The sequence below is a fragment of the Bacteroides clarus genome, assembly GCF_015555825.1.
Lineage (GTDB): Bacteria > Bacteroidota > Bacteroidia > Bacteroidales > Bacteroidaceae > Bacteroides > Bacteroides clarus.
Window position 1 is genome coordinate 1 of sequence record NZ_JADNLF010000018.1, and the last position, 24935, is coordinate 24935.

General features: G+C 50.4%; 20 protein-coding genes and 1 tRNA gene. 12 read left to right on the forward strand and 9 right to left on the reverse strand.

What is annotated here, in order from left to right; all coding sequences use genetic code 11:
* On the forward strand, positions 1–348 hold a 348-nt coding region (locus I2F54_RS15450; protein ID WP_195501770.1), incomplete at its 5' end, for an N-acetylmuramoyl-L-alanine amidase.
* Positions 349–426: 78 nt separating this feature from the next.
* On the opposite strand, the gene I2F54_RS15455 is transcribed toward I2F54_RS15450, so the two are convergent.
* From I2F54_RS15455 to ettA, 4 genes are all read right to left on the reverse strand, one after another.
* Positions 427–1716, reverse strand: a complete 1290-nt coding sequence (locus tag I2F54_RS15455) for a DNA/RNA non-specific endonuclease (RefSeq protein ID WP_009120441.1) — start codon at positions 1714–1716, stop codon at positions 427–429.
* Between the two features lie 84 nt (positions 1717–1800).
* Positions 1801–4452 carry a choice-of-anchor J domain-containing protein gene (locus I2F54_RS15460; protein ID WP_195501772.1) on the reverse strand — a complete coding sequence of 884 codons (2652 nt, stop codon included), beginning with the start codon at positions 4450–4452 and terminating at the stop codon, positions 1801–1803.
* A 24-nt stretch (positions 4453–4476) separates the two neighbouring features.
* Positions 4477–7191, reverse strand: a complete 2715-nt coding sequence (locus I2F54_RS15465) for a TonB-dependent receptor (protein ID WP_009120439.1) — start codon at positions 7189–7191, stop codon at positions 4477–4479.
* A 224-nt stretch (positions 7192–7415) separates the two neighbouring features.
* A complete protein-coding gene (gene ettA / locus I2F54_RS15470; RefSeq protein WP_009120438.1) occupies positions 7416–9113 on the reverse strand; it encodes an energy-dependent translational throttle protein EttA in 1698 nt (565 codons plus the stop codon).
* A gap of 164 nt (positions 9114–9277) precedes the next feature.
* On the opposite strand from ettA, the gene I2F54_RS15475 reads away from it, so the two are divergent.
* Positions 9278–9353 (forward strand) — tRNA-Lys (locus I2F54_RS15475).
* A 155-nt stretch (positions 9354–9508) separates the two neighbouring features.
* Here I2F54_RS15475 and I2F54_RS15480 read toward each other — a convergent pair.
* The 3 genes from I2F54_RS15480 to I2F54_RS15490 all read right to left on the reverse strand — a co-directional run bounded on the left by I2F54_RS15480 (position 9509) and on the right by I2F54_RS15490 (position 12136).
* Positions 9509–10081 carry a flavodoxin gene (locus I2F54_RS15480; RefSeq protein ID WP_039950146.1) on the reverse strand — a complete coding sequence of 191 codons (573 nt, stop codon included), beginning with the start codon at positions 10079–10081 and terminating at the stop codon, positions 9509–9511.
* A 119-nt stretch (positions 10082–10200) separates the two neighbouring features.
* The gene (locus I2F54_RS15485; RefSeq protein ID WP_009120434.1) at positions 10201–11028 is read right to left on the reverse strand and encodes a carboxymuconolactone decarboxylase family protein; all 828 of its coding nucleotides are present in this window, start codon (positions 11026–11028) and stop codon (positions 10201–10203) included.
* Between the two features lie 346 nt (positions 11029–11374).
* Complete coding sequence (locus tag I2F54_RS15490; protein ID WP_195501774.1) at positions 11375–12136, reverse strand: SDR family oxidoreductase; 762 nt, start codon at positions 12134–12136, stop codon at positions 11375–11377.
* Between the two features lie 192 nt (positions 12137–12328).
* Here I2F54_RS15490 and I2F54_RS15495 point away from each other — a divergent pair, with 192 nt between their 5' ends.
* The 10 genes from I2F54_RS15495 to I2F54_RS15540 all read left to right on the forward strand — a co-directional run bounded on the left by I2F54_RS15495 (position 12329) and on the right by I2F54_RS15540 (position 22040).
* On the forward strand, positions 12329–13726 hold the full coding sequence (locus I2F54_RS15495) for a polyamine ABC transporter ATP-binding protein (protein ID WP_009120430.1): 1398 nt from the start codon (positions 12329–12331) through the stop codon (positions 13724–13726).
* A gap of 7 nt (positions 13727–13733) precedes the next feature.
* Entirely contained in the window at positions 13734–14534 is an 801-nt protein-coding gene (locus I2F54_RS15500) for an ABC transporter permease (protein WP_009120429.1), read from the forward strand.
* Positions 14531–15322 carry an ABC transporter permease gene (locus tag I2F54_RS15505; protein WP_009120428.1) on the forward strand — a complete coding sequence of 264 codons (792 nt, stop codon included), beginning with the start codon at positions 14531–14533 and terminating at the stop codon, positions 15320–15322. The genes I2F54_RS15500 and I2F54_RS15505 overlap by 4 nt, the downstream gene beginning before the upstream one ends.
* Before the next feature lie 196 nt (positions 15323–15518).
* Positions 15519–16850, forward strand: coding sequence for an ABC transporter substrate-binding protein (locus I2F54_RS15510; RefSeq protein ID WP_195501776.1), 1332 nt, complete (start codon positions 15519–15521; stop codon positions 16848–16850).
* Positions 16851–16918: 68 nt separating this feature from the next.
* The gene (nagA, locus tag I2F54_RS15515) at positions 16919–18085 is read left to right on the forward strand and encodes an N-acetylglucosamine-6-phosphate deacetylase (protein ID WP_022219333.1); all 1167 of its coding nucleotides are present in this window, start codon (positions 16919–16921) and stop codon (positions 18083–18085) included.
* A 44-nt stretch (positions 18086–18129) separates the two neighbouring features.
* On the forward strand, positions 18130–19458 hold the full coding sequence (locus I2F54_RS15520) for an MATE family efflux transporter (protein ID WP_009120425.1): 1329 nt from the start codon (positions 18130–18132) through the stop codon (positions 19456–19458).
* Between the two features lie 95 nt (positions 19459–19553).
* Positions 19554–20228, forward strand: a complete 675-nt coding sequence (locus tag I2F54_RS15525; protein ID WP_009120424.1) for an OmpA family protein — start codon at positions 19554–19556, stop codon at positions 20226–20228.
* A gap of 21 nt (positions 20229–20249) precedes the next feature.
* Entirely contained in the window at positions 20250–20966 is a 717-nt protein-coding gene (mtgA, locus tag I2F54_RS15530) for a monofunctional biosynthetic peptidoglycan transglycosylase (RefSeq protein WP_022219331.1), read from the forward strand.
* A 242-nt stretch (positions 20967–21208) separates the two neighbouring features.
* Positions 21209–21457, forward strand: a complete 249-nt coding sequence (locus I2F54_RS15535; RefSeq protein WP_087413719.1) for a helix-turn-helix domain-containing protein — start codon at positions 21209–21211, stop codon at positions 21455–21457.
* 127 nt (positions 21458–21584) lie between these two features.
* Entirely contained in the window at positions 21585–22040 is a 456-nt protein-coding gene (locus I2F54_RS15540) for a hypothetical protein (RefSeq protein WP_009120421.1), read from the forward strand.
* Between the two features lie 141 nt (positions 22041–22181).
* Here the strand turns inward: I2F54_RS15540 and I2F54_RS15545 are convergent, their stop codons facing one another.
* Both I2F54_RS15545 and I2F54_RS15550 read right to left on the reverse strand, forming a co-directional pair.
* Positions 22182–23333, reverse strand: coding sequence for a cytochrome d ubiquinol oxidase subunit II (locus I2F54_RS15545; protein ID WP_009120420.1), 1152 nt, complete (start codon positions 23331–23333; stop codon positions 22182–22184).
* 36 nt (positions 23334–23369) lie between these two features.
* On the reverse strand, positions 23370–24935 hold the full coding sequence (locus tag I2F54_RS15550) for a cytochrome ubiquinol oxidase subunit I (protein WP_087413713.1): 1566 nt from the start codon (positions 24933–24935) through the stop codon (positions 23370–23372).

Sequence of the window (24935 nt, forward strand, 5' to 3'; positions counted from 1 at the left end):
GGCTTCTCCGGCGCAGGTTATCATTTTTACATCCGTAAGAACGGTGATATAAAGACGCTCCGGCCTTTGGAACGTCCTGGTGCGCATGCCAGAGGCTACAACGCCCACAGCATCGGCATCTGCTACGAGGGCGGGCTCAATCACTACGGAATGCCCGAAGACACCCGTACCGAATGGCAACGTCATTCGCTCCGCGTACTCGTAAGGACTTTACTGCTGGACTACCCCGACGCCCGGGTGGCCGGACACCGCGACTTGAGCCCCGACCTGAACGGCAACGGCGAAGTGGAACCCATGGAGTGGACGAAGCAATGCCCGTGCTTTGAGGTGAAAAAGGAGAAATGGTGAAAAAAGAAAACATAAAAAAGAAAGCGCTATCAAAGTAAATGATAACGCTTTCTCGCTATAAGACAACCGGCAGAATAATTACCATGCCCAATCGTCCAAATTCATATCGCTTTCTACCGTGTTTTCCAAATCATCCGGCAGATTACAGAAGAAATCTATTCCTGTTTTCTCTTCCAAATCGTCGATGCTGACAGCACGGGCTTTCACTTCGTCCGCAGTAGGAGCCTTACTGTATTCCTTATGTTCCGCCAAGAAACCGATGGCATGATATACACCGTCCGTTTCGGATAAAACAGCCATAAAGTAATATTTCGGACAAGCCAGTCCATGTATGGTAAAACCATTTTCGTCGGTAGTAGGTATTATTTGATCACCGCCTTTCTTCGTACCTGTATAATTTACAAGAAGCTCGTTCAACGCGCCGCCTTTGACCACATACAATTTACTGTAAGTAGTGGTGACACCCCTCTCGGCTCCGCCCCATTTGCGTACTTGCTCCTCGAACTCAGCCCAATAAGGACTATTGAAAGAGTGTATCATCGGCGACATATTACTGAAATAGAATGTCTGGTCGTTGGCTTCCTGAGTGAAAAGACGGTCGGCAGAACCGCAGATATGCCCGCGGTCAAAGCCGTCGCTCTTGTGGTGCGCATCGGTAACCTGCATCGCTTCGGGAAGAAGAGGGTCGACGATAAACTTATCCTTACGTCCCACACCGTCACCGGCAACACGTGTTGTCGCATCAAAAGAGAATGCCACCCATGAGGAATGTTTCTTCGTGTCGTCCCACTCCAAAGCGTAGTTCAGCATCTCCGTACCGTTCACTTTCAGCGAATGCGCTACAAAAACATTGGCTTCGTTCAGGCGGGGAATCTCAAGATTGAGCGAATAGCCGCTTTCGTCCTTTACGTTGGCATTGGCATTAGGTCTTACATCCTGCTCTACCGCATACTCTATCGTAACGTTGTTACCGTCGATACCGCATATACGGAATTTAACGTATTGGTCTGCCGCCAACGTCGCGGTACGCGCCCAGTAAGCGGCACCATCTATCACGGGAACTTCCGTCTGCCAGGCATCATCAGCCGGACGTGTTTTCATTTCGTCCAGACGGGTGGAAGAACTTTTCACAAAAGTGTATTGCTTGCCGTAGAATGCCTTGTCCTGAATATAGAACGGAGTCTGAAAACCTTCCGGTTCGAATACCGTAAATCCGCTCTGAGGATTCTCATAACCTTTCAGTACAAGCGTAGCGGCACCTTCCTGCGTTGTTTCAATATAACCGTTATAGGGGGCGTCGGAGCTTTCGCATGCAACCATTCCCAGCATCAACAGCCACAACCCTAAGATATTGCTAAGTTTTTTCATTGTTCTTTTTTTACTTTATTGGATGTTGTTGTTTGATAAACGGCGCTTTAGCGGGGTAAAACCCCGCCCAAACGCATCATTTACCTATTCGGCCGGAGTTTCGGCGTCACCGCCTTCTTCTCCTTCGCTTTCTCCTTCTACCTTTTCACGAACTACCACATTCTTTACTTCCCAAGTAGGCGCAACCTCATTGGTGCTGGCATATTTGAAAGCGATGGTAACTTGCTGTCCGTTGTAAGCGCTCAGGTCTATTTTGTTGCTTACGAATGTCCAGTCGGTAGCATCCGACCAGTTCTCGACTGTCAAAGCCGTCCATGTGGCGGTCTTCACATCACCCGAATAGTCTACGGATACCATCACGTTCAGATGGTCGGCCGGATTCTCGGCACGGAAACGACAGGCGTGCTCAAACAACAGTTCAGGTTCTTTCGACTTCTTAAAGTTCATAACAGGCGATACAAGCCAACTCTCCGCCTGATGATTACCGGTAGCTTTGATGTAAGCGGACGCTTTCATATAACCGTATGAGTCTTGTTTCCATACCCAGCTCACTCCATCCATAAATACGTCCTGAATAGTGAAACTGCCCAAGTCTTTCTTGAATGTTTCGTTTACGTACATGCTTGCCTCGGCACTGATGCCTTCGGTATCTTGCGTAAAGGTAGTAGTAACCAGCCTGCTGGAAGTCGTTTCTATCCAATTTTCTCCCAAAGTATACTCTGCAACCACAGGCGTATTCGCCTTCTCATTGTAAATTACCGCAACTACCGATTCTGCCGCCGCATACGGATATTTCTGCTTTAAGTAAGCAGGCAGTACCGTTTCAGGCTCTTCAATCATATCCGTACCCAATGATTCGTAAACGCCCGGCTCTACTACGGCCACCTTGGCTTCTTCAGTCGTATATTCTTTCCATGCATTGTTATCGCCGTCGTACACATACAAAGCGGAAGTGGTAGGAGAAACGGAAGAAGCACGGGTAGAGGCAAGAGAACGAAGACCTGCAACGGCAGCAGCTTCTTTTATAGAAACCAACATTACCTGAATATATCCGCCTTTATTTGCCCCTAACAAATAACCATTCATGACAACTTTCTTCCCATTCAGGCTTGCCGCAACATCGGAATCATCAACATAAGATAACGAGAGGTCTTTTTCAACCCCTTCCACTGCCAGATTATAATAATTATATCCCTTTTCACTGTCTTTAATTGTCAACGTACCTTCAACAGAGGCATAGGCAAAGCGCGGCGCGGCAGCATAAGCATTCAACTCTGCGGCACTCAGCACTTGCGGAACCATATCGTTCGGAATGGTACTGCCTTCAGATATACTTGTTACCGCAAGTCCGGTACTCGTAAATTGAATCAGACCATTTCTGGCTTCCGTTGTACCAACCACTTGTACCATGTCTCCCACTTTCTCGTCAGGCAAGGCATTCTTGTATACCAAAATATCACCTGTTCCATCCGTCATTACAAACCCTTTCGTATGAACGGCGGTAACCAGTCCTTTCACTGTGTAATTCCCTATCGGAGAGTATGCTATCAGCCCTATCGGAGTAACTTGGTTAGCTGTGCCTTTCACAACAATCGAAGTAGCGAATGTATTGATATATTTAGCTGAACTGCCACTGACTCCAGCAAGATAACCGGTTACGACAACTGTTTGATTAATCCAAGAATCATCTACCAACAACGCATCGGTAATAGAGCCTTGAACTGAATTGTCCCCATCTAAAACAATATTTATATTATTTGAGTTTTTCGTTAAAGTTCCCTCATAAGTGACGTATTGTATAGCAGGAACAGCAGCATTTGCATAAGTCACCAAATCAGCAGTCTCCATTGTTTGCGGAGCAGGATACGTAAATGCTTCCTTGCGTTCAAGAACTTTGAAAACAGATTTCGAACTAAAGCGGTTCATGCCCTGCTTTGCCAGCTCTACCTCACCAGATACCTCTACCACATCGCCAACGGAACACGTTACAAGCTTTCCTTGATAAACACGAATAAGCCCCGTTTCATCCTTAAGTATAAAGCTTTTAGCATTAACCGCCACTACTTCACCCTTAGAAGTATATTCTCCTTTTGACGTAAGTTTTAACAAATCAGCAACACTTGTGTAAGAGGGCGCAGGTTCATCACCGCCATCACCCCCACCGCCGATACTGGGCTCTGTTTGGGAATAAGCATAATTCACGACTTTCATATCTCCTGCCGCCGGATTATTGACAGTAGCTTTCAGCAATCCCGGAATCTTAGATACAGTGGAAGGAGAAAGGAAAGAAGCTTTCACTTTATCACCCCATACTGTTTTATAGTCATCTTCCGTCAAGTCATAGGCAGACAGGTTCTTAAAATCACCCATATACTCGGACGGACTGAAAAGTTTGTAAGTAACCACAAATCGCGAGCCTTCGTCTGCATTGGGATATTTGGATTTCAGATAGGCCGGAAGATAATCCTCAGCGGGCGCTTCTTCCGTAAAATAATGGTTAGTACCGACTTCCGCCAATGCCTCTACATACGTCTTTCCTTCGGGGTCTTTGGAAAGTGCCAGCTCTTGGTTGGCGCTCAATTTGGAGATAGTACCGTAATCGGCTGTTTCCAACGTCATGGCGATGTCCTTCACATCCGTGATATCGGGTTTGATGTTGAACTGGTCATCGTAATGGTCGTCACAAGCTGCTAACAGAGCCAGCAACGCTATTGAAACGAATATTTTCTTCTTCATATTGTGAATGTCTTTGTTTTCGGTTTAGAAATTAACTTTCAATCTTATGCTATATGTACGTCCAAAAGAATAGAATACATATACGTTATCGGCCGTAGCCGCCGTACTTGCGCCACTGGGGTTCCAAGCCTTGGAAATATACTGGTAGTTCAACAGATTGTTTACATTACCGGACAGAATCGCATTCAGCTTACCGAACTTGAAGCGGTACGAAGCGTTCATATCCAACTGACTGGCAGCAGGAATCTTCCACGGTTCCGCTACCGCAGTTTCTTTACCAACCGTCAGGATTGTACCGTCTACGGCATAGTAAGAATAGTTACGTCCGTAGTAAGTCCAGTCGGCACCTACACGCAGATCTTTGGTAATGTTTACATTGGCGCCTACGGCTGCCGTAGTCTGCGCCGAACCGCCTACACGGATACCATTCATCTTGATGTGCGCCTTGGCATGATCCTCGGCTCCCGGAGTGGTAACCTTTCCGGCTTGCGTCATGGCATTACCCAACTCGTCGTATACGTATCCCGTAGCATCGCTATCCCACTTCCAATCGCCTAAAGAAACCATACCGGTAAGTTCCAGCCACCGGAAAGGTCTGATTTTAATATCCAACTCAGCGCCTTTATGCAAAGCGGCAAGGCCGGACATATTGATATTGCCATTCTGCTGATTATCCAGCGTCACACTCTTTGTCATGGTTTTGTCCATCCAACGAGTGTAATAGAGATTCAGATTAGCTGTCAGCCACGTGTTACGGAAACCATAACCCAACTCTGCCGAGAATACTTTTTCATTCACGGCTTCCTTGTTCAGGATATTACTCTTGTCCGATGTCATAAATGCACCGTATGAGTACTTGGGAGCACGACTGATATAACCTACATTGGCAAACACATTGTGGTTGTCCGTAATGTTGTAATTGGCGCCACCTTTAGCGGTGAAGCCCAAGAAGTTTACCGTTTTGGACTTGGCGTGTTCCTTATCGTAGTAAAAACGGTCGTAACGCCAGTAACCGGTGTTTGAAAGCGACCCTGCGACGAAAGCAGCCAAACGGTCTTTATTGTATTCCAATTGGAAGAAGCCGCCTTCCTGCATTACAAATCCGTCATAATCGCGGAAAACAACGTCACCGACACCTAATTTCTGATAGCGCCAATTAGGGTCGGCCGCGTGAATATTGTTCTTGACATCTACGTTGCCACGCTCAGAATCAAGATAATATGTACCACCAAAAAGGTCTGAAATCTCGTTACGGTGCACACCTTTATAAAAACGATAGTCTATACCGCCATAGAAGTCCAAATATTGTCCTATCTTAGTGGTGTAAGTAGAGAGCAGTCCGTACCAGTCGTGACTGTTATTGGAACGTGCGGCAATCAATGCGGAACCGTATTCACTCGTACGGTTAATCTCTTCGATGGCAGCATAGTCGAATGTTCCGTCACTGCGGCGGAAAGTATCGTACAACGTACCTTTATAAGCTCCTCTCCATGAAGTGTATGAATAAGGGGAGAACTCTGTATTTCCTTGGCCGGAGAAACCGGAACCGCGACCCAATGACACGTAAAGCGAAGTACTGAGCGAAGATTTGGAGTTAATTTGCCATTGGTGATTTAAACTGATGAGTGGCTTGTGATAAGAGTTGCGATAAGAGTTATATGACTCACCGTTAGAACGATAACCGAAGGTAGGATTATATTTATGGTCTTTCACACCATAAACAGTCTCTACCATTTTCCAGTCGGCAATAGTCAAACCGCCGTAAGAGGAATTACGTTGGTCATGCCACTGCGGAGCACCGAATGCGGTAAGCGTAAGTTGATGCTCTTCATTGATGCGTTTGGAAATGCTGGCAAACCAGTTGTAACCTTCGAACGCCGTACCCTGGATATAGCCGTTACCCCAGTTCTTACCCCCCATAAGGGTGAATGCCCAACCGTTCTTGGTTATTCCGGAAGAAACCGAAAATAGAATTTTATTCATTCCGTCATTTCCCATTCCGTAAGAAAGAAAGCCGCCTTTCTTTGCATCCAAATTGCGGGTTACGATATTAATGGTACCGCCCACAGAAGGAGCCGACACTTTACTTGCACCCAAACCGCGCTGCGTCTGTATGCTGCGGGCTACGTCACTAAGTCCCGCCCAGTTAGACCAGTAAACGCCGCCCCACTCCATATCGTTCATAGGTACGCCATTTACCATCATAGCGATGTTACTATTATCAAAACCGCGCATATAAATTTCGGAATCTCCAAAACCACCGCCTTGTTTGTTGGCATGCACGCCCGGAGTGGATTTCAATAATTCCGGAAACTCCTGAGTTCCCAATTTCTCTTCAATAAATACCGGATCTACCGTGGATAAAGCGACCGGTGTTTTACGCGCTACCGCTACGGATGAAGTAATCACCACATCTTTCAGCATCACAGCATCGGGTTTCATTTGGATAATACCCAAATTTACAGAAGCGCCCTTCTGCGTAACTTTCTTCTTCAGGTCTTTATAACCCATGTATTTAAACAATAATGTAGCATTCGAAGCAACGCCTTGCTTGAAATAACCGTCAATGTCGGTCACCGACCCCTGAGTAGTGCCCTCTACCATAACGGCAGCACCGACCAAAGGCTCGCCTGTTTCAGCATCGACAAGCTGACCTCTTACTGTAGTTTGAGACCATGCAACGGCACTACAAGCCGACAGCACAGCCACCAACAGGAATTGAATTAGATGTTTTCTCATAATTCCGCTTTTAGTTAATAGATAGTGTTAATTAATATTTAAAAACATTCATGAATTGCAAATATAATATTATTTAGCTATATATACATTACTATTATGCTACATTTTTTAAGGCTGCTAAACTTTTTTGAAAACATCTTAAATAAAAAAGCTCCGCAAGTTTCCCGCGGAGCTTTCTTTTTGTCACAAATGTGACGCATATGCTTTCAGATTAAAATCTAATATCAATCATTCATTAATTTTCTATATCGCACGCGAGTAGGCTCTTCTCTGCCCAAACGTTTCAATTTGTTTTCTTCATACTCCGAATAAGAGCCTTCGAAGAAGAACACATTGGAGTCGCCTTCAAACGCGAGGATGTGCGTACAGATACGGTCGAGGAACCAACGGTCGTGGCTGATGACCACAGCGCATCCGGCAAAGTCCTCAAGACCCTCTTCGAGAGCGCGCAGCGTATTGACGTCGATGTCATTGGTAGGTTCGTCGAGGAGCAGCACATTGCCTTCTTCCTTAAGGCAGAGAGCCAGGTGAAGACGGTTGCGCTCACCACCGGAGAGCACGCCGCAAAGCTTTTCCTGGTCGGCTCCGGAGAAGTTGAAGCGCGACAGGTAGGCACGTGCGTTGATGTCGCGTCCGCCCATACGGATGAGATCGTTGCCGCCGGAGATTACCTGATAGACGCTCTTGTTGGGGTCGATGTCCTTATGCTGCTGGTCTACGTAGGCCACTTTTACGGTCTCTCCTACTTCGAATTCGCCGCTGTCGGGAGTTTCCAAGCCCATGATAAGGCGGAAGAGAGTGGTTTTACCCGCACCGTTGGGGCCGATGATACCCACGATACCGTTAGGCGGCAGCATGAAGTTGAGGTCGTCGAACAGGAGCTTGTCGCCAAACGCTTTTGCCACGTGCTTGGCTTCGATAACCTTGTTGCCCAGACGGGGACCGTTGGGGATGAAGATTTCGAGCTTTTCCTCTTTCTCCTTCACATCCTCGTTCAGCAGTTTGTCGTAGGAGTTCAAACGGGCTTTTCCCTTTGCCTGACGGGCTTTGGGAGCCATACGCACCCATTCCAGCTCGCGCTCCAGCGTCTTGCGGCGTTTGCTGGCGGTCTTTTCTTCCTGCTCCATACGCTTGGTCTTCTGGTCGAGCCAGCTGGAGTAGTTGCCCTTCCAGGGGATGCCTTCACCACGGTCGAGCTCGAGAATCCAGCCTGCCACATGGTCGAGGAAGTAACGGTCGTGGGTAACGGCGATTACCGTACCTTCGTACTGCTGCAAGTGCTGTTCCAGCCAGTCGATGGATTCGGCGTCGAGGTGGTTGGTAGGCTCGTCAAGGAGCAATACGTCGGGCTTCTGGAGCAACAGGCGACAGAGTGCCACACGACGGCGTTCACCACCGGAAAGGTGTTCTACCGACTGGTCTTCGGGCGGACAGCGGAGTGCATCCATGGCGCGCTCCAACTTGCTGTCGAGGTTCCATGCATCGGTAGCGTCGATGATGTCCTGCAACTCTGCCTGACGGGTGAAGAGCTTGTCCATCTTGTCCTGGTCTTCGTAGTATTCGGGCAGGCCGAACTTCTGATTGATTTCCTCGTACTCCGCCAATGCGTCCACAATGGGCTGTACGCCTTCCATTACCACTTCTTTTACTGTCTTTGTGGGATCGAGGTAAGGCTCCTGCGCCAAGTATCCCACCGAATATCCGGGCGAGAACACCACTTCGCCCTGATAGGATTTATCCAAGCCGGCGATAATCTTCAGCAAGGTCGATTTACCCGAACCGTTCAGACCGATGATACCGATTTTCGCTCCATAGAAGAACGAGAGGTAGATGTTCTTCAACACCTGCTTGTTGTTCTGCTGAATGGTCTTGTTCAGCCCTACCATAGAAAAGATAATTTTCTTATCGTCTACTGTTGCCATGTAATTTAAGTATAAAGTATGAAATATAAAATATAATGTCCGAGATGTGATATAAGACTCTTACACACGAAATTCCGGTACAAAGATAAGAAAAAAAGCGAAAATCTTTTGCAACTTCCAAAAAAGTCTCTATCTTTGCACCCGCTTAACAGCAATAAAGGATTGATTCGCTAGCTCAGCAGGTAGAGCACAACACTTTTAATGTTGGGGTCTTGGGTTCGAGCCCCAAGCGGATCACCAGAAAACAAAGCCGAAATCGGCAAAAAGAGATAAGTCCTGTAATACATTGATATTACAGGACTTTTTCTTTTATCTCCGACTATATCGCAGGCGTCATTACCAACCTGCCTGCTACGGGCACTCTGTTTAGTGGGTTTTCCCGTAACAAGGGGATTCTATTCGGCATTGGCAACCTGTTTTGCCCAATCTCCGGCCTGCTTTGCGCTTCCATTACACAGCCGGCCTGCCTGCCATTCGATTTTAGGATATAGCTTCCTGAGTTGCTTTACGCTGCCTGTAATAGAACTGCCGCCGGAAGTGGCAAACGGAATGATTGTCTTACCGGAGAAATCATATTTCTCAAGAAATGTATTGACCGGACGCGGACACAAGTCCCACCATATCGGATAGCCGAGGAATACCACATCGTAATCTTGCAGATTGAGCGTTTCTCCGCCCAACGCGGGGCGTGAGGTTTCATCCGCCATTTCCACAGAACTGCGGCTTGCCTTATTATTCCAATTAAGGTCTGCCGAGGTGTAGGCCGCAGCCGGAGTAATCCGGTACAGCTTACCGCTAACAGCTTGGGCAATGGCATCGGCAACTCTCTCCGTAGTTCCGGTACAGGAGAAATAGGCCACGAGGATTTTCTTATCGGATTGCGTATCGGCATCCGTTGTCTGTTTTTGCGCTTTCGATGAGCAGCTGAAAGTTAGTAAACTCATAATTATCAATATAATTTGTTTCATTTTATTCTGATTTTGAATGTTTCCGATTACTTGTTACTTGCCATGATGGACAGCCTAAGCATCTTATTATACCCATCATACATTATTTAATATATGTTCGCCGGGAAGCCCGGCCGAGATTATCGCTTATCCGATTCGAGCTTATCATACTCTTCGTCCGTCACCGGTTCGAGCCATTCATTGGAAGTATTTTCACCGGGAACCTCGAAAGCCAAATGAGCGAACCAACCGTCGGCAGCAGCTCCATGCCAATGTTTGACGTTTGCCGGGATATGGATAACCGTACCCGGCAGAATTTCCACAGCAGGCTTGCCCTCTTCCTGATACCAGCCGCGTCCGGCTACACCGATCAACATTTGTCCGCCACCACTTGTTGCACGATGGATATGCCAGTTGTTACGGCAGCGAGGCTCGAACGTGACATTGGAAACGCCCACCTGCTCGCGCGAAACGGGGGCGAGATAACTGTTACCGATGAAATACTTTGCGTATGCCGTATTCGGCTCACCGATAGGAAAAATCATTTCGCGCTGGAAAGCGGCTTTGGCATCCTCACCGGCAGCATCTTCCGCCCATACGCCTTTTGCCAGATTGAATGCCGCCCATGCTTTCGGCCAACCTGCATAGAAACCGATGTGAGTTATGATTTCGGCAATCTCGGTACGGGTAATGCCGTTCTTCTTTGCCGACTGAAGATGGAATACGAGCGAATTGTCCGTGATGCCCTGACTGATGAGCGAGGTAACGGTTACCAAACTGCGGTCGCGCAAACCGAGTTTGTCGGTACGGCTCCACACTTCTCCAAAAAGAACATCATCGTTGAGTTCTGCGAATTTAGGAGCGAACTCCCCTAATTGGGTACGCCCGGCTGTCTGTACTATTTTCTCTTGTGCCATAACATTGAAAGTTAAAATACTGAATACTGAAATTAAAAGAATCTTGTTCATGGTCGTTTCATTTATCGTATGAGGTTATTACTATTACCGGTTGTTTTACGATTGCAAATTTACCGCGGTTACGCAAACCGGTTTGTATATGATTTACGGATATTTATACCCGAATCATTGATTTTGCGATTAGGGATGCATGTAATGCAAAACAAAAAAACAACCGTCAACAACACCGGAATGCGCTGATACCTCAAAAAAGCGAAAGGAAACAGTAAACAGGATTAAAGTTGCGGAATACCGTAACGGCGAGCGTCCATACAGCAATCCCTATCAGCTCCGTGCCCAGGCTCTTCGTACTTATCGCCCATGGCAGACTTTACTCTTAACTATCACGGAAGAGCCTCTATTTCCGGCTGACGATTGTACCCGTCGCCTGATTGGCGGGCATTACCAGCACCTCGGCCACCTGTATGTGTTCGGGTACGGCGGCGGCAAAGTACACCACCTCGGCAATATCGTCGCCCGTAAGCGGACGGATACCCTTGTACACATTATCGGCAGCCGACTTGTCTCCACGGAAGCGCACTACGGAGAAATTCGTCTCCACCAAACCGGGCTTGATGTTGGTCACCCGCACGGGAGTATCCACGAGGTCGATGCGCAATCCGTCAGACAACGCCTTTACGGCAGCCTTGCTGGCACAGTACACACTGCCGCCCGGATAGGCGTAATCGCCCGCAATGGAGCCCATATTGATGACATGACCGCGGCCGCGTTCCACCATTCCGGGGACAACAAGGCGGGTCATGGCAAGCAACGACTTGATATTGGTGTCGAGCACGATGTCCCATTCGTCGAGATTGCCTTCGTGTTCCTTATCCACGCCGATTACCAGTCCGGCGTTATTAACGAGAATATCTATCGCCTTCCATTCTTCGGGAAGCGAGTCGAGAGCGGCTTTCGCAGCCCCGCGGTCACGTACGTCGAAAGGCAGCAGGCAGACGTCCGCGCGGTATTCCGTTTCCAGCTCGCGCTTTACGGCGGTCAGCTTCTCCATATTCCGTCCGTTGAGAATCAGGCGGTAGCCATTCATGGCAAACTTGCGTGCGCAGCCCTCTCCTATGCCCGAAGAGGCGCCCGTGATGAGTACGATTTTCTTTTCCATTTCTTATAAGGAATTTAATGTTACAGGCCGCAAAGTTAGGACTTATTTGCGAGCATCGGTAAATTACTCATAACTTATAACTCATAACCCTTAAAGTTTTCAAGAAAATATGTACCTTTGCGCCACTTTTTTATGACTGACTGTATCAGGTAGAGATTTGTTTAATTAGTTTGGATAAAGTAAGAAACGCTTATGCAAAAGTCCGACTGCATCATCAGCGTAGAGCACGTATCGAAGTTCTTCGGAGATAAAGCCGTACTGAATGATGTGAATTTGTCTGTCCGTAAGGGCGAGTTTGTAACGATATTGGGACCGTCCGGTTGCGGAAAGACGACGTTGCTGCGTCTGATTGCAGGCTTCCAGACTGCTTCGGAAGGAGTGATTACCATTGCAGGGAAGGACATCACGCAGACACCGCCCCACCGGCGTCCGGTGAACACGGTGTTCCAGAAATACGCCCTGTTCCCCCACCTCAACGTATTCAACAACATTGCTTTCGGCCTCAAGCTGAAGAAGCTGCCCGCCGCCACAATCGAGAAAAAAGTGAAGCAGGCGCTCCGCATGGTGGGCATGACCGACTATGAAGACCGCGACGTAGACTCCCTCTCCGGCGGACAGCAACAGCGCGTTGCCATAGCCCGCGCCATCGTCAACGAGCCCGAAGTGCTGCTCCTTGACGAGCCCCTTGCCGCTCTCGACCTGAAGATGCGCAAGGACATGCAGATGGAGCTCAAAGAGATGCACCAAAAGCTGGGCATCACCTTCGTATACGTCACCCACGACCAGGAAGAAGCCCTCACCCTGAGCGACACCATCGTCGTCATGAGCGAAGGCAAGATACAGCAAACCGGCACCCCGATAGACATCTACAACGAGCCTATCAACTCCTTCGTGGCCGACTTCATCGGCGAGAGCAACATCCTGAACGGCGTCATGGTGCACGACCAGCTCGTCCGTTTCTGCGGACAGGAATTCGACTGCGTGGACACCGGTTTCGGCGAACAGACGCAGGTGGACGTCGTAATCCGTCCGGAAGACATCTACATCTTCGAGCCCTCGGACGCGGCGCAACTGACGGGAACCGTAACAAGCTCCATCTTCAAAGGCGTGCACTACGAAATGCTGGTACAGACCGACGAGGGCTACGAACTGATGGTACAGGACTACCACTGCTTCGAGGCAGGCCGCAAAGTGGGTCTGCTGGTAAAACCCTTCGACATCCACGTGATGAAGAAAGAGCGCACCTGCAACACCTTCGAAGGCAAGCTCCTGGACGAGACGCACGTGGAATTCCTGGGTTGCAGCTTTGAATGCAGTCCGGTGCAGGGCATCGAGCCCGAAACGCCCGTAACGGTGGAAGTGGACTTCCGGAACGTCATCCTCGAGGACAACGAAGAAGACGGACGACTGACGGGCGAAGTGAAATTCATCCTCTACAAAGGAAACCACTACCACCTCACCGTATTTACCGACTGGGACGAAGACATCTTCGTAGACACCAACGACGTATGGGACGACGGCGACAGAGTGGGCATACGGATTGCGCCGGAAAACATACGGGTAACAGTAAATGACAAGGCGATAAAGTGATAAGGCGATGTTAAACAAGTTATCTTCTTTCTTCATGCGGCGGCGCAACTGGACGGTTCCCTACGCGCTGTTCCTGCTGATATTTGTGATAGTGCCGCTACTGCTGATTGTGCTGTACGCCTTTACGGATGCCGACGGAGCGTTTACCTTCGCCAATTTCCGCAAGTTCATGATGCACCCGGAAGCGATGAACACGTTCGTATATTCCATCGGCATAGCCATCATCACGACGCTGGCGTGCCTGTTGCTGGGTTATCCGGCGGCTTACATCCTCAGCCAGCGGCAGTTCAACACCTCGCAGACGATGGTGGTGCTGTTTATCCTGCCCATGTGGGTGAACATACTGATACGCACGCTCGCCACAGTGGCGCTGTTCGACTTCCTCAACCTGCCGTTGGGCGAAGGCGCGCTCGTGTTCGGTATGGTGTACAACTTCCTGCCGTTCATGATATACCCCATCTACAACACCTTGCAGAAGATGGACCACAACCTCATTGAAGCCGCCCAAGACCTCGGAGCCAACCCCTTGCAGGTATTCGGCAAAGTGATACTGCCCCTCTCCATGCCGGGCATCATGAGCGGCATCGTAATGGTGTTCATGCCTACGGTAAGCACCTTCGCCATTGCCGAACTGCTGACGATGAACAACATCAAGCTCTTCGGAACGACCGTGCAGGAGAATATATACAACGGAATGTGGAACTACGGTGCGGCCTTGTCGCTCATCATGCTGTTGCTGATAGGCGTCACCATCCTCTTTACGAACGAAGAGGACAGCGCATCCAATGAAAGCGGAGGTGTGATATGATGACACGTATTCTTGCCAAAGGCTACCTGTGGCTGCTGCTTGCGCTGCTCTACTCGCCTATCCTCATCATAATGATATTCTCGTTCACCGAGGCCAAAGTGCTGGGCAACTGGACGGGATTCTCCACCAAGCTGTACAGCTCCCTCTTCACGGGCGGCATGCACCACTCGCTGATGAACGCCATCTGGAACACATTCGCCATTGCCATGCTGGCAGCCACCGCCAGTACGGCGTTGGGCAGCATCGCGGCCATCGGCATCTTCAACCTGCGCACACGCACGCGTCAGGTGATGAACTTCGCCAACGCCATTCCGATGATGAACGCGGACATCATCACGGGTGTGTCGCTGTTCCTGCTGTTCGTCAGCTTCGGCATCTCGCAGGGATTCGCGACGGTGGTACTGGCGCACATCACGTTCTGCACCCCCTACGTAGTGCTGAGCGTGATGCCCCGTTTGAAGAAGATGAACCAGAACGTGTACGAAGCCGCCCTCGACCTCGGAGCCACTCCTTTCCAGGCATTGCGCAAGGTGATTCTGCCGGAGATATTTCCGGGCATGATAAGCGGCTTCATCCTTGCCTTCACGCTCTCCATCGACGATTTCGCAGTAACCATATTCACCATTGGAAACGAAGGACTGGAAACGCTCTCCACCTACATCTACGCCGATGCGCGCAAAGGCGGACTGACACCGGAGCTGCGTCCCCTCTCCACCATTATATTCGTTACGGTGCTGGTGCTGCTGATTGTCATCAACAAGCGTGCGGAGCGTGCACGGAAAAATTAAACCCGCCCCATCTCACAGGGCGAGGTGATTGCTCACGGGCTAAGGTGACTGCTCCCGTGAGATGAAATCATCCGCCCCGCAAGACGGGATACACCCGCTTCGTGAGACGAATTTTCTCATCCCGCAGGACGGAAAGATTCATCCCGCAAGCCGAAAAATGAAAGTATAGTCAAGATAAACCTGCTGAACAAAAAAAATGAAAAGATTAACACACATACTCCTTCTCCTTTGCCTCGTCTTCGCAGCCGCCTCGTGCAAGGACTCCGGCGAAGAGCGCAGCCACGTACTGAAAGTCTACAACTGGGCGGACTACATCGACGAAGACGTACTTGCCGAGTTCCCCGCCTGGTACAAGCAACAGACGGGGCAGGACATCCGCCTTATCTACCAGGTGTTCGACATCAACGAAATCATGCTCACCAAGATAGAGCGCGGCCACGAAGACTTCGACGTGGTGTGCCCCTCGGAATACATCATCGAACGGATGCTGAAGAAGAACCTTCTCCTGCCCATCGACCGCGACTTCGGCAAGACCCCGGACTACCTGCCCAACATCTCCCCCTACATCCGCCGGGAGCTGAACAAGACCAGTCAGCCGGGACGCACCACCACCGACTATGCCGTACCATACATGTGGGGCACGGCCGGCATCCTGTACAACCGCAACTTCATCACCCCCGACGAAGCCGGCAGCTGGCACTGCCTCTGGAACTCCAAGAACAAGGGTAAAATCCTGATGAAAGACAGCTATCGCGACGCCTACGGAACCGCCATCATCTACGCCCACGCCCGCCAGCTTGCCGACGGCACCGTCACCGTGGAGCAACTGATGAACGACAACTCCCCCGAAGCCATAGCCCTGGCCGAGGAGTATCTGAAAGCCATGAAGCCCAATATCTCCGGTTGGGAAGCCGATTTCGGCAAGGAGATGATGACCAAGAACAAGACCTGGCTCAACCTCACCTGGAGCGGCGATGCCGTATGGGCCATCGAGGAAGCCGAAGCGGTAGGCGTAGACCTTGCCTACGAAGTGCCGCGCGAGGGCAGCAACATCTGGTACGACGGCTGGGTAATCCCCAAATACGCGCGTAACCCCAAGGCTGCCGCCTACTTCATCAACTATCTCTGCCAACCCGGCATCGCCCTGCGCAATATGGACGCCATAGGTTACGTCAGCGCCGTTGCCACCCCCGAAATCATGGAAGCCAAACGGGACACCGCCATCGCGACGCGTTCCGACCTCAGCTACTTCTTCGGTGAAGGCGTAGGTGCGGACAGCCTGCAAATCAATCCCGTACAATATCCCGACAGGAAAGTCGTGGAGCGCTGCGCCATGATACGTGACTTCGGCGACCGCACCGAACTCGTACTCGAAATGTGGAGCCGCGTGAAAGGCGACAACCTCAACACCGGCATCGTACTGCTGATATTCTCCGTATTCGGCGTGCTGTTCGTATGGCTGGTGTACGGCAAGATACGCAAGTACCGGCAGAAACAGCGCCACCACCGGAGACGGAGAATACGGTAACCCCCTCATAACCCATACCCCCAATAACTCATAACTCATAACTTATAACTCTTAAATCCCCTCCCTCCATGTTAACTCAAATTATCAATGGACGCATATTCACCCCGCAAGGCTGGCTGAATGAAGGTTCCGTCCTGATGCGTGACGGAAAAATCCTTGAAGTGACCAACTGCGACCTCGCCCTTATCGGCGCACGTCTCATCGACGCCAAAGGCATGTACATCGTGCCCGGCTTCGTCTGCATGCACGCGCATGGCGGTGGCGGACACGACTTCAACGAATGTACCGAAGAAGCGTTCCGCAGCATCATCGACGCACACCTCGCTCATGGCGCAACGAGCTTCTACCCCACCATTTCCTCGTCTCCGTTCGACAAGCTGCATCAAGCCGCCAAAGTGTGCGAGCGGCTCATGGCAGAACCGGACAGCCCCGTGCTGGGACTTCACATCGAAGGCCCCTACCTCAACAGGAAAATGGCAGGCGAGCAGTTTGCCGACCAGGTGAAAGAGATTGACGAACAAGAGTACCGCGAGCTTGTAGAAAGCACCCGTTGCATCCGCCGCTGGGACGCCTCTCCCGAACTGCCCGGAGCGCTGGAATTCGCAAGCTACCTGCGCGAAAAAGGCATACTGGCAGCCGTATCGCACACCGAAGCCGAATACGACGGCATCCGTGCCGCCTACGAAGCCGGATTTACCCACGCCGCCCACTTCTACAACGCCATGCCGGGCTTCCACAAACGCCGCGAATACAAGTACGAGGGCACTGTGGAAAGCGTCTACCTGACCGACGGCATGACCATCGAACTCATCGCCGACGGCATCCACCTGCCGTCCACCATCCTGAAACTGGCATACAAACTGAAAGGCGTGGAGCACACCTGCCTCGTAACGGACGCCCTCTCCTGCGCCGCCACCGAAGGCAAGGAAATCAACGACCCGCGCTACATCATCGAGGACGGCGTATGCAAACTTGCCGACCGCTCCTCTCTGGCAGGCAGCATCGCCACCATGGACGTACTGGTGCGCACCATGGCAAAAGCCGGCATCCCGTTGGGCGACGCCCTGCGCATGGCTTCCGAAACCCCGGCACGCATCATGGGTGTGTACGACCGCAAAGGTTCCCTGCAAAAGGATAAGGACGCCGATATCCTCATCATGGACAAGGAGCTGAACATACGCGCCGTATGGCAGGCGGGCAAGCTGGTTCAGGAAAGTTTCCTGAATTATAAGTAACGTGATTCTTCCTTTTACCGGTTCCTTATAATCCCCCCGACACCATGCACGGAGCGAAAAATCTTACCCAAGGCCCTATCAACCGCCAGCTATTCGGCCTGGCGATGCCCATCATGGCTACGTCCTTCATCCAGATGGCGTACAGCCTGACGGATATGGCGTGGGTAGGCCGTCTGGGCAGCGAGGCGGTTGCGGCGGTAGGCGCGGTGGGTATTCTCACGTGGATGTCAGGCTCTATCGCCCTGCTGAACAAGGTAGGGTCGGAAGTCAGCGTAGGCCAGTCCATCGGAGCGCAGAACCGGGAAGACGCACGTGCCTTCGCCTCGCACAACATCAGCATCGCACTGCTTATCGCCGTATGCTGGGGCGGACTGCTGTTTGTTTTCGCCCGCCCCGTCATGCGCCTTTTCGAGCTGGAACCGCATATCACCGAAAATGCCGTAACGTATCTGCGCATCATATCGACGGCACTGCCTTTCGTCTTCCTCTCCGCCGCCTTCACGGGTATCTACAACGCCTCTGGACGCAGCAAGACACCGTTCTACATCAGCGGAACGGGACTTGTGATGAATATCCTGCTCGACCCTCTCTTTATCTTCGGCTTCGGCTGGGGAACGGTAGGCGCAGCGCTCGCCACATGGCTGGCCGAGGCTTCCGTATGCTTCATCTTCGTCTACAAGCTCCGGCGAAAAGACGACTTGCTCGGCGGATTCCCGTTTTTCGTCCGACTGAAAAAGAAGTACAGCCGGCGTATCTTCAAACTGGGGCTGCCCGTCGCCACGCTGAATACGCTGTACGCTTTCGTCAACATGTTCCTGTCGCGCACGGCAGCGGAACAGGGCGGCCACATCGGGCTCATGGCCTTTACCACCGGCGGACAAATAGAGGCCATCACCTGGAATACGTCACAGGGCTTCTCCACCGGATTGAGTACTTTCATCGCCCAGAACTACGCCGCCGGACAGAAAGCGCGCGTATGGCAGGCATGGAAAACGACGCTCCGGATGACGGCCGTGTTCGGCACGCTTTGCTCGCTGCTGTTCATCTTTTACGGCAACGAGCTGTTCTCCGTCTTCGTGCCCGAGGAAGCGGCCTATCGCGCGGGCGGCAACTTCCTGCGCATCGACGGCTACTCGCAACTGTTCATGATGCTGGAAATCACCATGCAGGGCGTATTCTACGGCATAGGGCGCACCGTACCGCCGGCTATCGTCAGCATAGGGTGCAACTACATGCGCATTCCGGCAGCCTTGCTGCTGGTGCAAACGGGTATGGGCGTGGATGCCATCTGGTGGGCGGTAAGCGGCACCACCATCGCCAAAGGAATAATCCTGACGGGCTGGTTTATCTTTATTAAAAGGAAAATTCTCTAAAAAAACTACAATGGTAAACTTTTTGATGCCAACGGATGTATTATATACATAAATTTGCATTAGTAAAACTTGAACCAATTAAAAAAATAAAAGGTATGAAAAAGATGAAAATTACAGCATTCCTGCTGAGCGGTGCCATACTACTGGGTAGCTGCGGCACCATGAATAATACGACCAAGGGCGGTATCATCGGCGGCGGCTCGGGAGCGGCGGCAGGAGCCATTATCGGCGGACTGTTCGGCAAAGGTAAAGGCGCGGCCATCGGTGCGGCGGTAGGCGCTGCGGTAGGTACGGGCGCAGGTGTGGCCATCGGCCATAAGATGGATAAAAAGGCCGCCGAAGCCGCCAAGATTGAAGGCGCGCAGGTGGAAGTGGTGAAAGACGCCAACAACCTGGATGCCGTTAAGGTGACGTTCGACTCCGGTATTCTGTTTGCCTTCAACTCCTCTACGCTGAGTAACGACGCGAAAGCTTCTTTGCGCGACCTTGCCAAGATTCTGAAGGAAGATACTACCACGGACATCGCCATCATAGGGCATACCGACAAGGTCGGCACGTACGAAGCCAACATGAAGGTTTCCAAGAACCGCGCTTATGCCGTAGAGAATTACTTGCAGGATTGCGGCGTATCTCCCTCGCAATTCAAGCAAGTGGAAGGTGTGGGGTACAATGAATACGACGAAAGCCTATCGGCCGCCCAGAATCGCCGTGTGGTAATCTTTATGTATGCCAGCGAGCAGATGATTAAGAACGCGGAAGCGGGAAAATGATAGTCCCGGCCATCATCTCCCATGAAGCTTTCCAAACCCTTGCGTATCATTCGCAATCTGTTGCTCTTCTTCTTTATATCCACTACCGTAACGGTAGTGGTTTATAGTTTTATGCCGGTATATGTCACGCCGCTGATGATTATCCGAAGCGTGCAACAGGTATTTAAAGGGGAAAGCCCCGCATGGCATCACGAATGGGTGCCGTTCGATAAGCTCTCCCCTCACCTGCCTATGGCCGTCATAGCGTCGGAAGACAACCGTTTTGCCACACACAACGGCTTCGACTTCATCGAAATACAGAAAGCCATGAAAGAGAACGAGAAGCGCAAGCGGAAACGCGGCGCGAGCACCATCAGCCAGCAGACGGCAAAGAACGTATTTCTGTGGCCGCAGTCCTCATGGATTCGCAAGGGCTTTGAAGTTTACTTTACGTGGATGATAGAGATGTTCTGGTCTAAAAAGCGGATAATGACGGTCTACCTCAACTCCATCGAAATGGGCAAAGGCATCTACGGAGCGCAAGCGGCCGCCCGATACAAGTTCCATACCACCGCCGCCAAGCTCACCGCCGGACAATGCGCACTGATTGCCGCAACCCTGCCCAACCCTATCCGCTTTGATTCCGCACACCCTTCAAGCTATATCCTGAAAAGGCAGGGACAGATACTGCGATTGATGAAACTCGTACCGAAATTTCCACCGGAAGAGCCGACGGGCTCTAAGAAAAAAAAGAAATAATAAAACATTCTCTTGTGAAGAAATAAGAATTTTCATACATTTGCAATAAGCAATAAAAAAGAAACGAAAAAGGATAAACTGAAAAATAAATTTAGTTTATAAAACGCGAAAGGAAAGCGTCGCTACCCGCGCACAGGTTGAAATCGCTCCGGCCACCCTGTTCCTTATTCGGGAAACAGAGTTTCAAAGCCTGTGGAAACAAGAGGGGGAATGAACGTTTTTACTTGCTTATGCACTATACCATGATAAACATCGGCAAACTGATAGAAATGGAATTACACCGCCAGGAACGCTCTGCAAGCTGGTTCGCAAAGAAATTATACTGCGACCGCACCAATGTGTATTCCATCTTCAAACGACACAGCATAGACACAGATTTACTAATGCGCATCTGTTACATACTGAACTGCGATTTCTTCCGGTACTACTCCGGCGAGCTTCAAGAACACCCTTTTCCACCCGTAGACAACAAAGAAAACGAGGCGGAATAAAGCGCACCTCATGTAGAATATTATCCTACACTTCTGTATAAATAAAAACTACATACAGACAAAGTTTTTCGATTCGATAGAAATTATCTTTGCATCGTTTTAATATTAATTTAAAAAAAAGAACAAAATGAAAAACTTTGAACTTAAATTTTGGTTGTCTTGTATGATGATGGCTTTATGCCTTGGTTTTACATCTTGCGGTGATGATGATGAAGGTATCGAGGGAGATGCCAACGAACTGATTATCGGTGACTGGAAAGTGGTTGACGAATACGGTTGGTACAAATATCAAGACGAAGAAACCGGCAAATGGGTAAAAGAGGAATACGGCAAGGAAGACGGCGACTACATCAATGAAATCTTCAGCTTCAAAAAAGATGGTACCGGTTCGGAAAAACAGGCAGGTTACACCGAAAACTTCACTTGGAAAATTAATGCTCAGAAGCTCACTTTGAAATATGATCATTACAGCATGGAATGTACCATTGAGCAGATGAACGCTAAAAAGGCTACCATGTCTTTCTATGAAAAAGACGAAGACGGTGAAGAAGAGGCTATGGTACTTGTACTTGAAAAGCAATAAATAAAGGCTTGAAACCCTTTCATTAATAATAAAAACGCCTCGCGTTGGTAATCCAAACGCGAGGCGTTTTTATATTATCTCCGGCAGTTTTAAAGGGAAATCCCCGGCAATCAGGACACAAACTCCCGGTGTCCGGAACAATCAATAAGCATGTCCCCCCTCTTCCCGCATCTCTTTCGCATCTATTTTCTTCTTGTCGATGCTACGCCATGCGTAGAAAATGTATGCAAGCACAAAAGGAACCAGAACAGACACATAAGCCATTACCCGCAACGTGAACTGGCTGGAGCAACTGTTTGCCAGCGTCAGCGAGCTTTGCAGGTCGGCGGTAGAGGGATAATAAGCAGTATTGTTATAACCCGCCACAAGCAGCAGCGCCAGCACCGTAAGCACCGTACCCGCACCGGCAAACCATATTCCTTTATCGAAAGCAGGTTTCCACACCGTACGGATAATTCCCCAAAGCACCGCAAGCACGCCCACAAGGAATACAATCAGCACCACAGGCATTTCGATGAAGTTCGTCAGATACTTATAGGGCTCCATAAAGACCTCTCCGGTTTCCGGATTCACCGCATATCCCTCGGCAAGCAGCGTACGGATAACGAACGCCAGGAAGAACACCAGGAACAACCCCGTATTTCCCCACAACGCGCGGCGGCAACGTTTCACCAAATCGGCATCACTGATATTATTTATGAAATAAAGCGAACCGAGAATACGTGCCAGGAAGAACACAGCCAGCCCCAGCACTACATTCCAGGGATTGAGCAACGCATCCAGGCCATGTCCCGCATTCGCCCAACTGCTGATAACCGGCATCACCGTATCGGCGATATTACCTTTGTCGATATAGAACTCCGACCCCGTAAAGAACGTTGCCACCGCACCGCCCAACAGCACCGGCCCTACCACTCCGTTTATCACCAGAAAAGCGCGATACGTCGTCTTACCCAGCAGATTGCCCGCCTTCGACTGGAACTCATAGCTGACGGCCTGCAACACGAAAGTAAACAGGATAATCATCCACAGCCAGTAGGCTCCGCCGAAACTCGTACTGTAAAACAACGGGAACGACGCAAAGAACGCCCCGCCGAACGTCACGAGCGTAGTAAACGTAAACTCCCACTTCCGCCCCGTAGAGTTGATTATCATCTTACGCTGCTCTTCCGTCTTGCCCAGACAAAATATCAACGAGTTACCCCCCTGCACAAACAGCAGGAAAACAAGTAAGGCCCCCAACAGGGACACTACAAACCACCAATATTGTTGAAGAAATAGATAGGTATTCATGTGAAAAGTTATGAGTTATGAGTTATGAGTTATAAGTTATGAGTTATGGGGGAGTTCGTTTTCCGGACCTTTCCGTATCGCTTTCAGCATAATGCCCACTTCGGCAATCAGCATAATGGTGAACAGTACGAGGAAAATAAAGAATGTGGTCTGCACGGAGCCGACATCCAGTTTGGAAATAGCGGCACTGGTGGGCAACATATCCTGAATGGCCCACGGCTGACGTCCGCACTCGGCAACCACCCAACCGGCCTGTCCGGCAAGATAGCCCAACGGAATGGTCAGCATGGCCACCCAATGCATCCAGCGCATCCGCGACAAGTCTTTCTTATAGGCAAGCACAAGAACCACGATAAAGAAAAGGATGAAATACCCGCCCAATATCACCATGATTCGGAACATATAGAAAGTGAGCGGCACATTGGGAACCAGCTCGTTTACATCCTTGATATAACCATAACCGAAATACGCCACATTCTCTTTCAGCACTTTGGCAGCCACCTGCGCATCGGCATCATTGCCCGCAGCCTTGGCGGCGCGATAGGCGGAGAAAGCGCCGATAGCCGTCTTTCCCTTCTCAATCTTTTCTTGGGCGGAGAGCGCGGTCGTACCATCTTTCAGGGGATAACCGCCTTTCAGCAGGTCGTTGATGCCCGGCACGAAAGCCTTTGAGTCACGCTCGGCAAGCAGCGACAGGAACTTGGGAATCTCCATGCGGAAAAGGAAAGCATCCTTTCCGTCACCGGCCGTTTCCTTTTCGGGATTGAGAATACCGAAAGCCACCAGCCCGGCTCCTTCCTGTCCCTGATAATAACCTTCCATGGCAGCCAGCTTCATAGGCTGTTTCTGCGCCACCTGATAACCGGAACCGTCACCCGTCCATGCGGAAAGCACAGCGGCGCACAGTCCCACCCAGGCGGCTATCTTTATGCTTGACAAGGCAAACTTCTTCTCACGGTTCTTCCACAGATACCAGCAACTCACGCCTACCACAAACACCGCGGCCAGCACCCAGCCGGACAATACGCTGTGGAAAAACTTGTTGACTGCCATCGGCGAAGTAGCCACAGCCCAGAAGTCCACCATTTCGTTGCGGGCGGTATCGGGATTGAATTCCATGCCCACCGGGTTCTGCATCCAGGCGTTTGCCACCAGAATCCACCAGGCGGAGATAGTAGCGCCAAGACCCGTAAGCCAGGTAGAGGCCAGGTGGAAGCGTTTGCTCACCTTGTCCCAACCGAAGAACATCACCGCAATGAACGTGGCTTCCATAAAGAATGCCAGGATGCCTTCGATAGCCAGCGGCGCACCGAAGATGTCGCCCACAAACCAGCTGTAATTGCTCCAGTTCGTGCCGAATTCAAACTCCAGAATCAATCCCGTAGCCACACCTATGGCGAAGTTGATGCCGAAGAGCTTCATCCAGAACTTGGCTGTATGTTTCCAAAACTCGTCACCCGTACGGTAGTACACCGTTTCCATGATGCCCATAATCACCGCCAGTCCTAAAGTAAGCGGCACGAAAATCCAATGATAGATAGCGGTCAAAGCGAATTGCGCTCTCGACCAGTCAATCAGGGAAGTGTCAATGTTTTCAAGCAT

Excerpts from the sequence above, each read along its gene's own strand:
- I2F54_RS15455 (WP_009120441.1), bottom strand. The coding sequence starts at position 1,716 with ATGAAAAAACTTAGCAATATCTTAGGGTTGTGGCTGTTGATGCTGGGA.
- I2F54_RS15460 (WP_195501772.1), bottom strand. The coding sequence starts at position 4,452 with ATGAAGAAGAAAATATTCGTTTCAATAGCGTTGCTGGCTCTGTTAGCA.
- I2F54_RS15465 (WP_009120439.1), bottom strand. The coding sequence starts at position 7,191 with ATGAGAAAACATCTAATTCAATTCCTGTTGGTGGCTGTGCTGTCGGCT.
- ettA (WP_009120438.1), bottom strand. The coding sequence starts at position 9,113 with ATGGCAACAGTAGACGATAAGAAAATTATCTTTTCTATGGTAGGGCTG.
- I2F54_RS15480 (WP_039950146.1), bottom strand. The coding sequence starts at position 10,081 with ATGAAACAAATTATATTGATAATTATGAGTTTACTAACTTTCAGCTGC.
- I2F54_RS15485 (WP_009120434.1), bottom strand. The coding sequence starts at position 11,028 with ATGAACAAGATTCTTTTAATTTCAGTATTCAGTATTTTAACTTTCAAT.
- I2F54_RS15490 (WP_195501774.1), bottom strand. The coding sequence starts at position 12,136 with ATGGAAAAGAAAATCGTACTCATCACGGGCGCCTCTTCGGGCATAGGA.
- I2F54_RS15495 (WP_009120430.1), top strand. The coding sequence starts at position 12,329 with ATGCAAAAGTCCGACTGCATCATCAGCGTAGAGCACGTATCGAAGTTC.
- I2F54_RS15500 (WP_009120429.1), top strand. The coding sequence starts at position 13,734 with ATGTTAAACAAGTTATCTTCTTTCTTCATGCGGCGGCGCAACTGGACG.
- I2F54_RS15505 (WP_009120428.1), top strand. The coding sequence starts at position 14,531 with ATGATGACACGTATTCTTGCCAAAGGCTACCTGTGGCTGCTGCTTGCG.
- I2F54_RS15510 (WP_195501776.1), top strand. The coding sequence starts at position 15,519 with ATGAAAAGATTAACACACATACTCCTTCTCCTTTGCCTCGTCTTCGCA.
- nagA (WP_022219333.1), top strand. The coding sequence starts at position 16,919 with ATGTTAACTCAAATTATCAATGGACGCATATTCACCCCGCAAGGCTGG.
- I2F54_RS15520 (WP_009120425.1), top strand. The coding sequence starts at position 18,130 with ATGCACGGAGCGAAAAATCTTACCCAAGGCCCTATCAACCGCCAGCTA.
- I2F54_RS15525 (WP_009120424.1), top strand. The coding sequence starts at position 19,554 with ATGAAAAAGATGAAAATTACAGCATTCCTGCTGAGCGGTGCCATACTA.
- mtgA (WP_022219331.1), top strand. The coding sequence starts at position 20,250 with ATGAAGCTTTCCAAACCCTTGCGTATCATTCGCAATCTGTTGCTCTTC.
- I2F54_RS15535 (WP_087413719.1), top strand. The coding sequence starts at position 21,209 with ATGATAAACATCGGCAAACTGATAGAAATGGAATTACACCGCCAGGAA.
- I2F54_RS15540 (WP_009120421.1), top strand. The coding sequence starts at position 21,585 with ATGAAAAACTTTGAACTTAAATTTTGGTTGTCTTGTATGATGATGGCT.
- I2F54_RS15545 (WP_009120420.1), bottom strand. The coding sequence starts at position 23,333 with ATGAATACCTATCTATTTCTTCAACAATATTGGTGGTTTGTAGTGTCC.
- I2F54_RS15550 (WP_087413713.1), bottom strand. The coding sequence starts at position 24,935 with ATGCTTGAAAACATTGACACTTCCCTGATTGACTGGTCGAGAGCGCAA.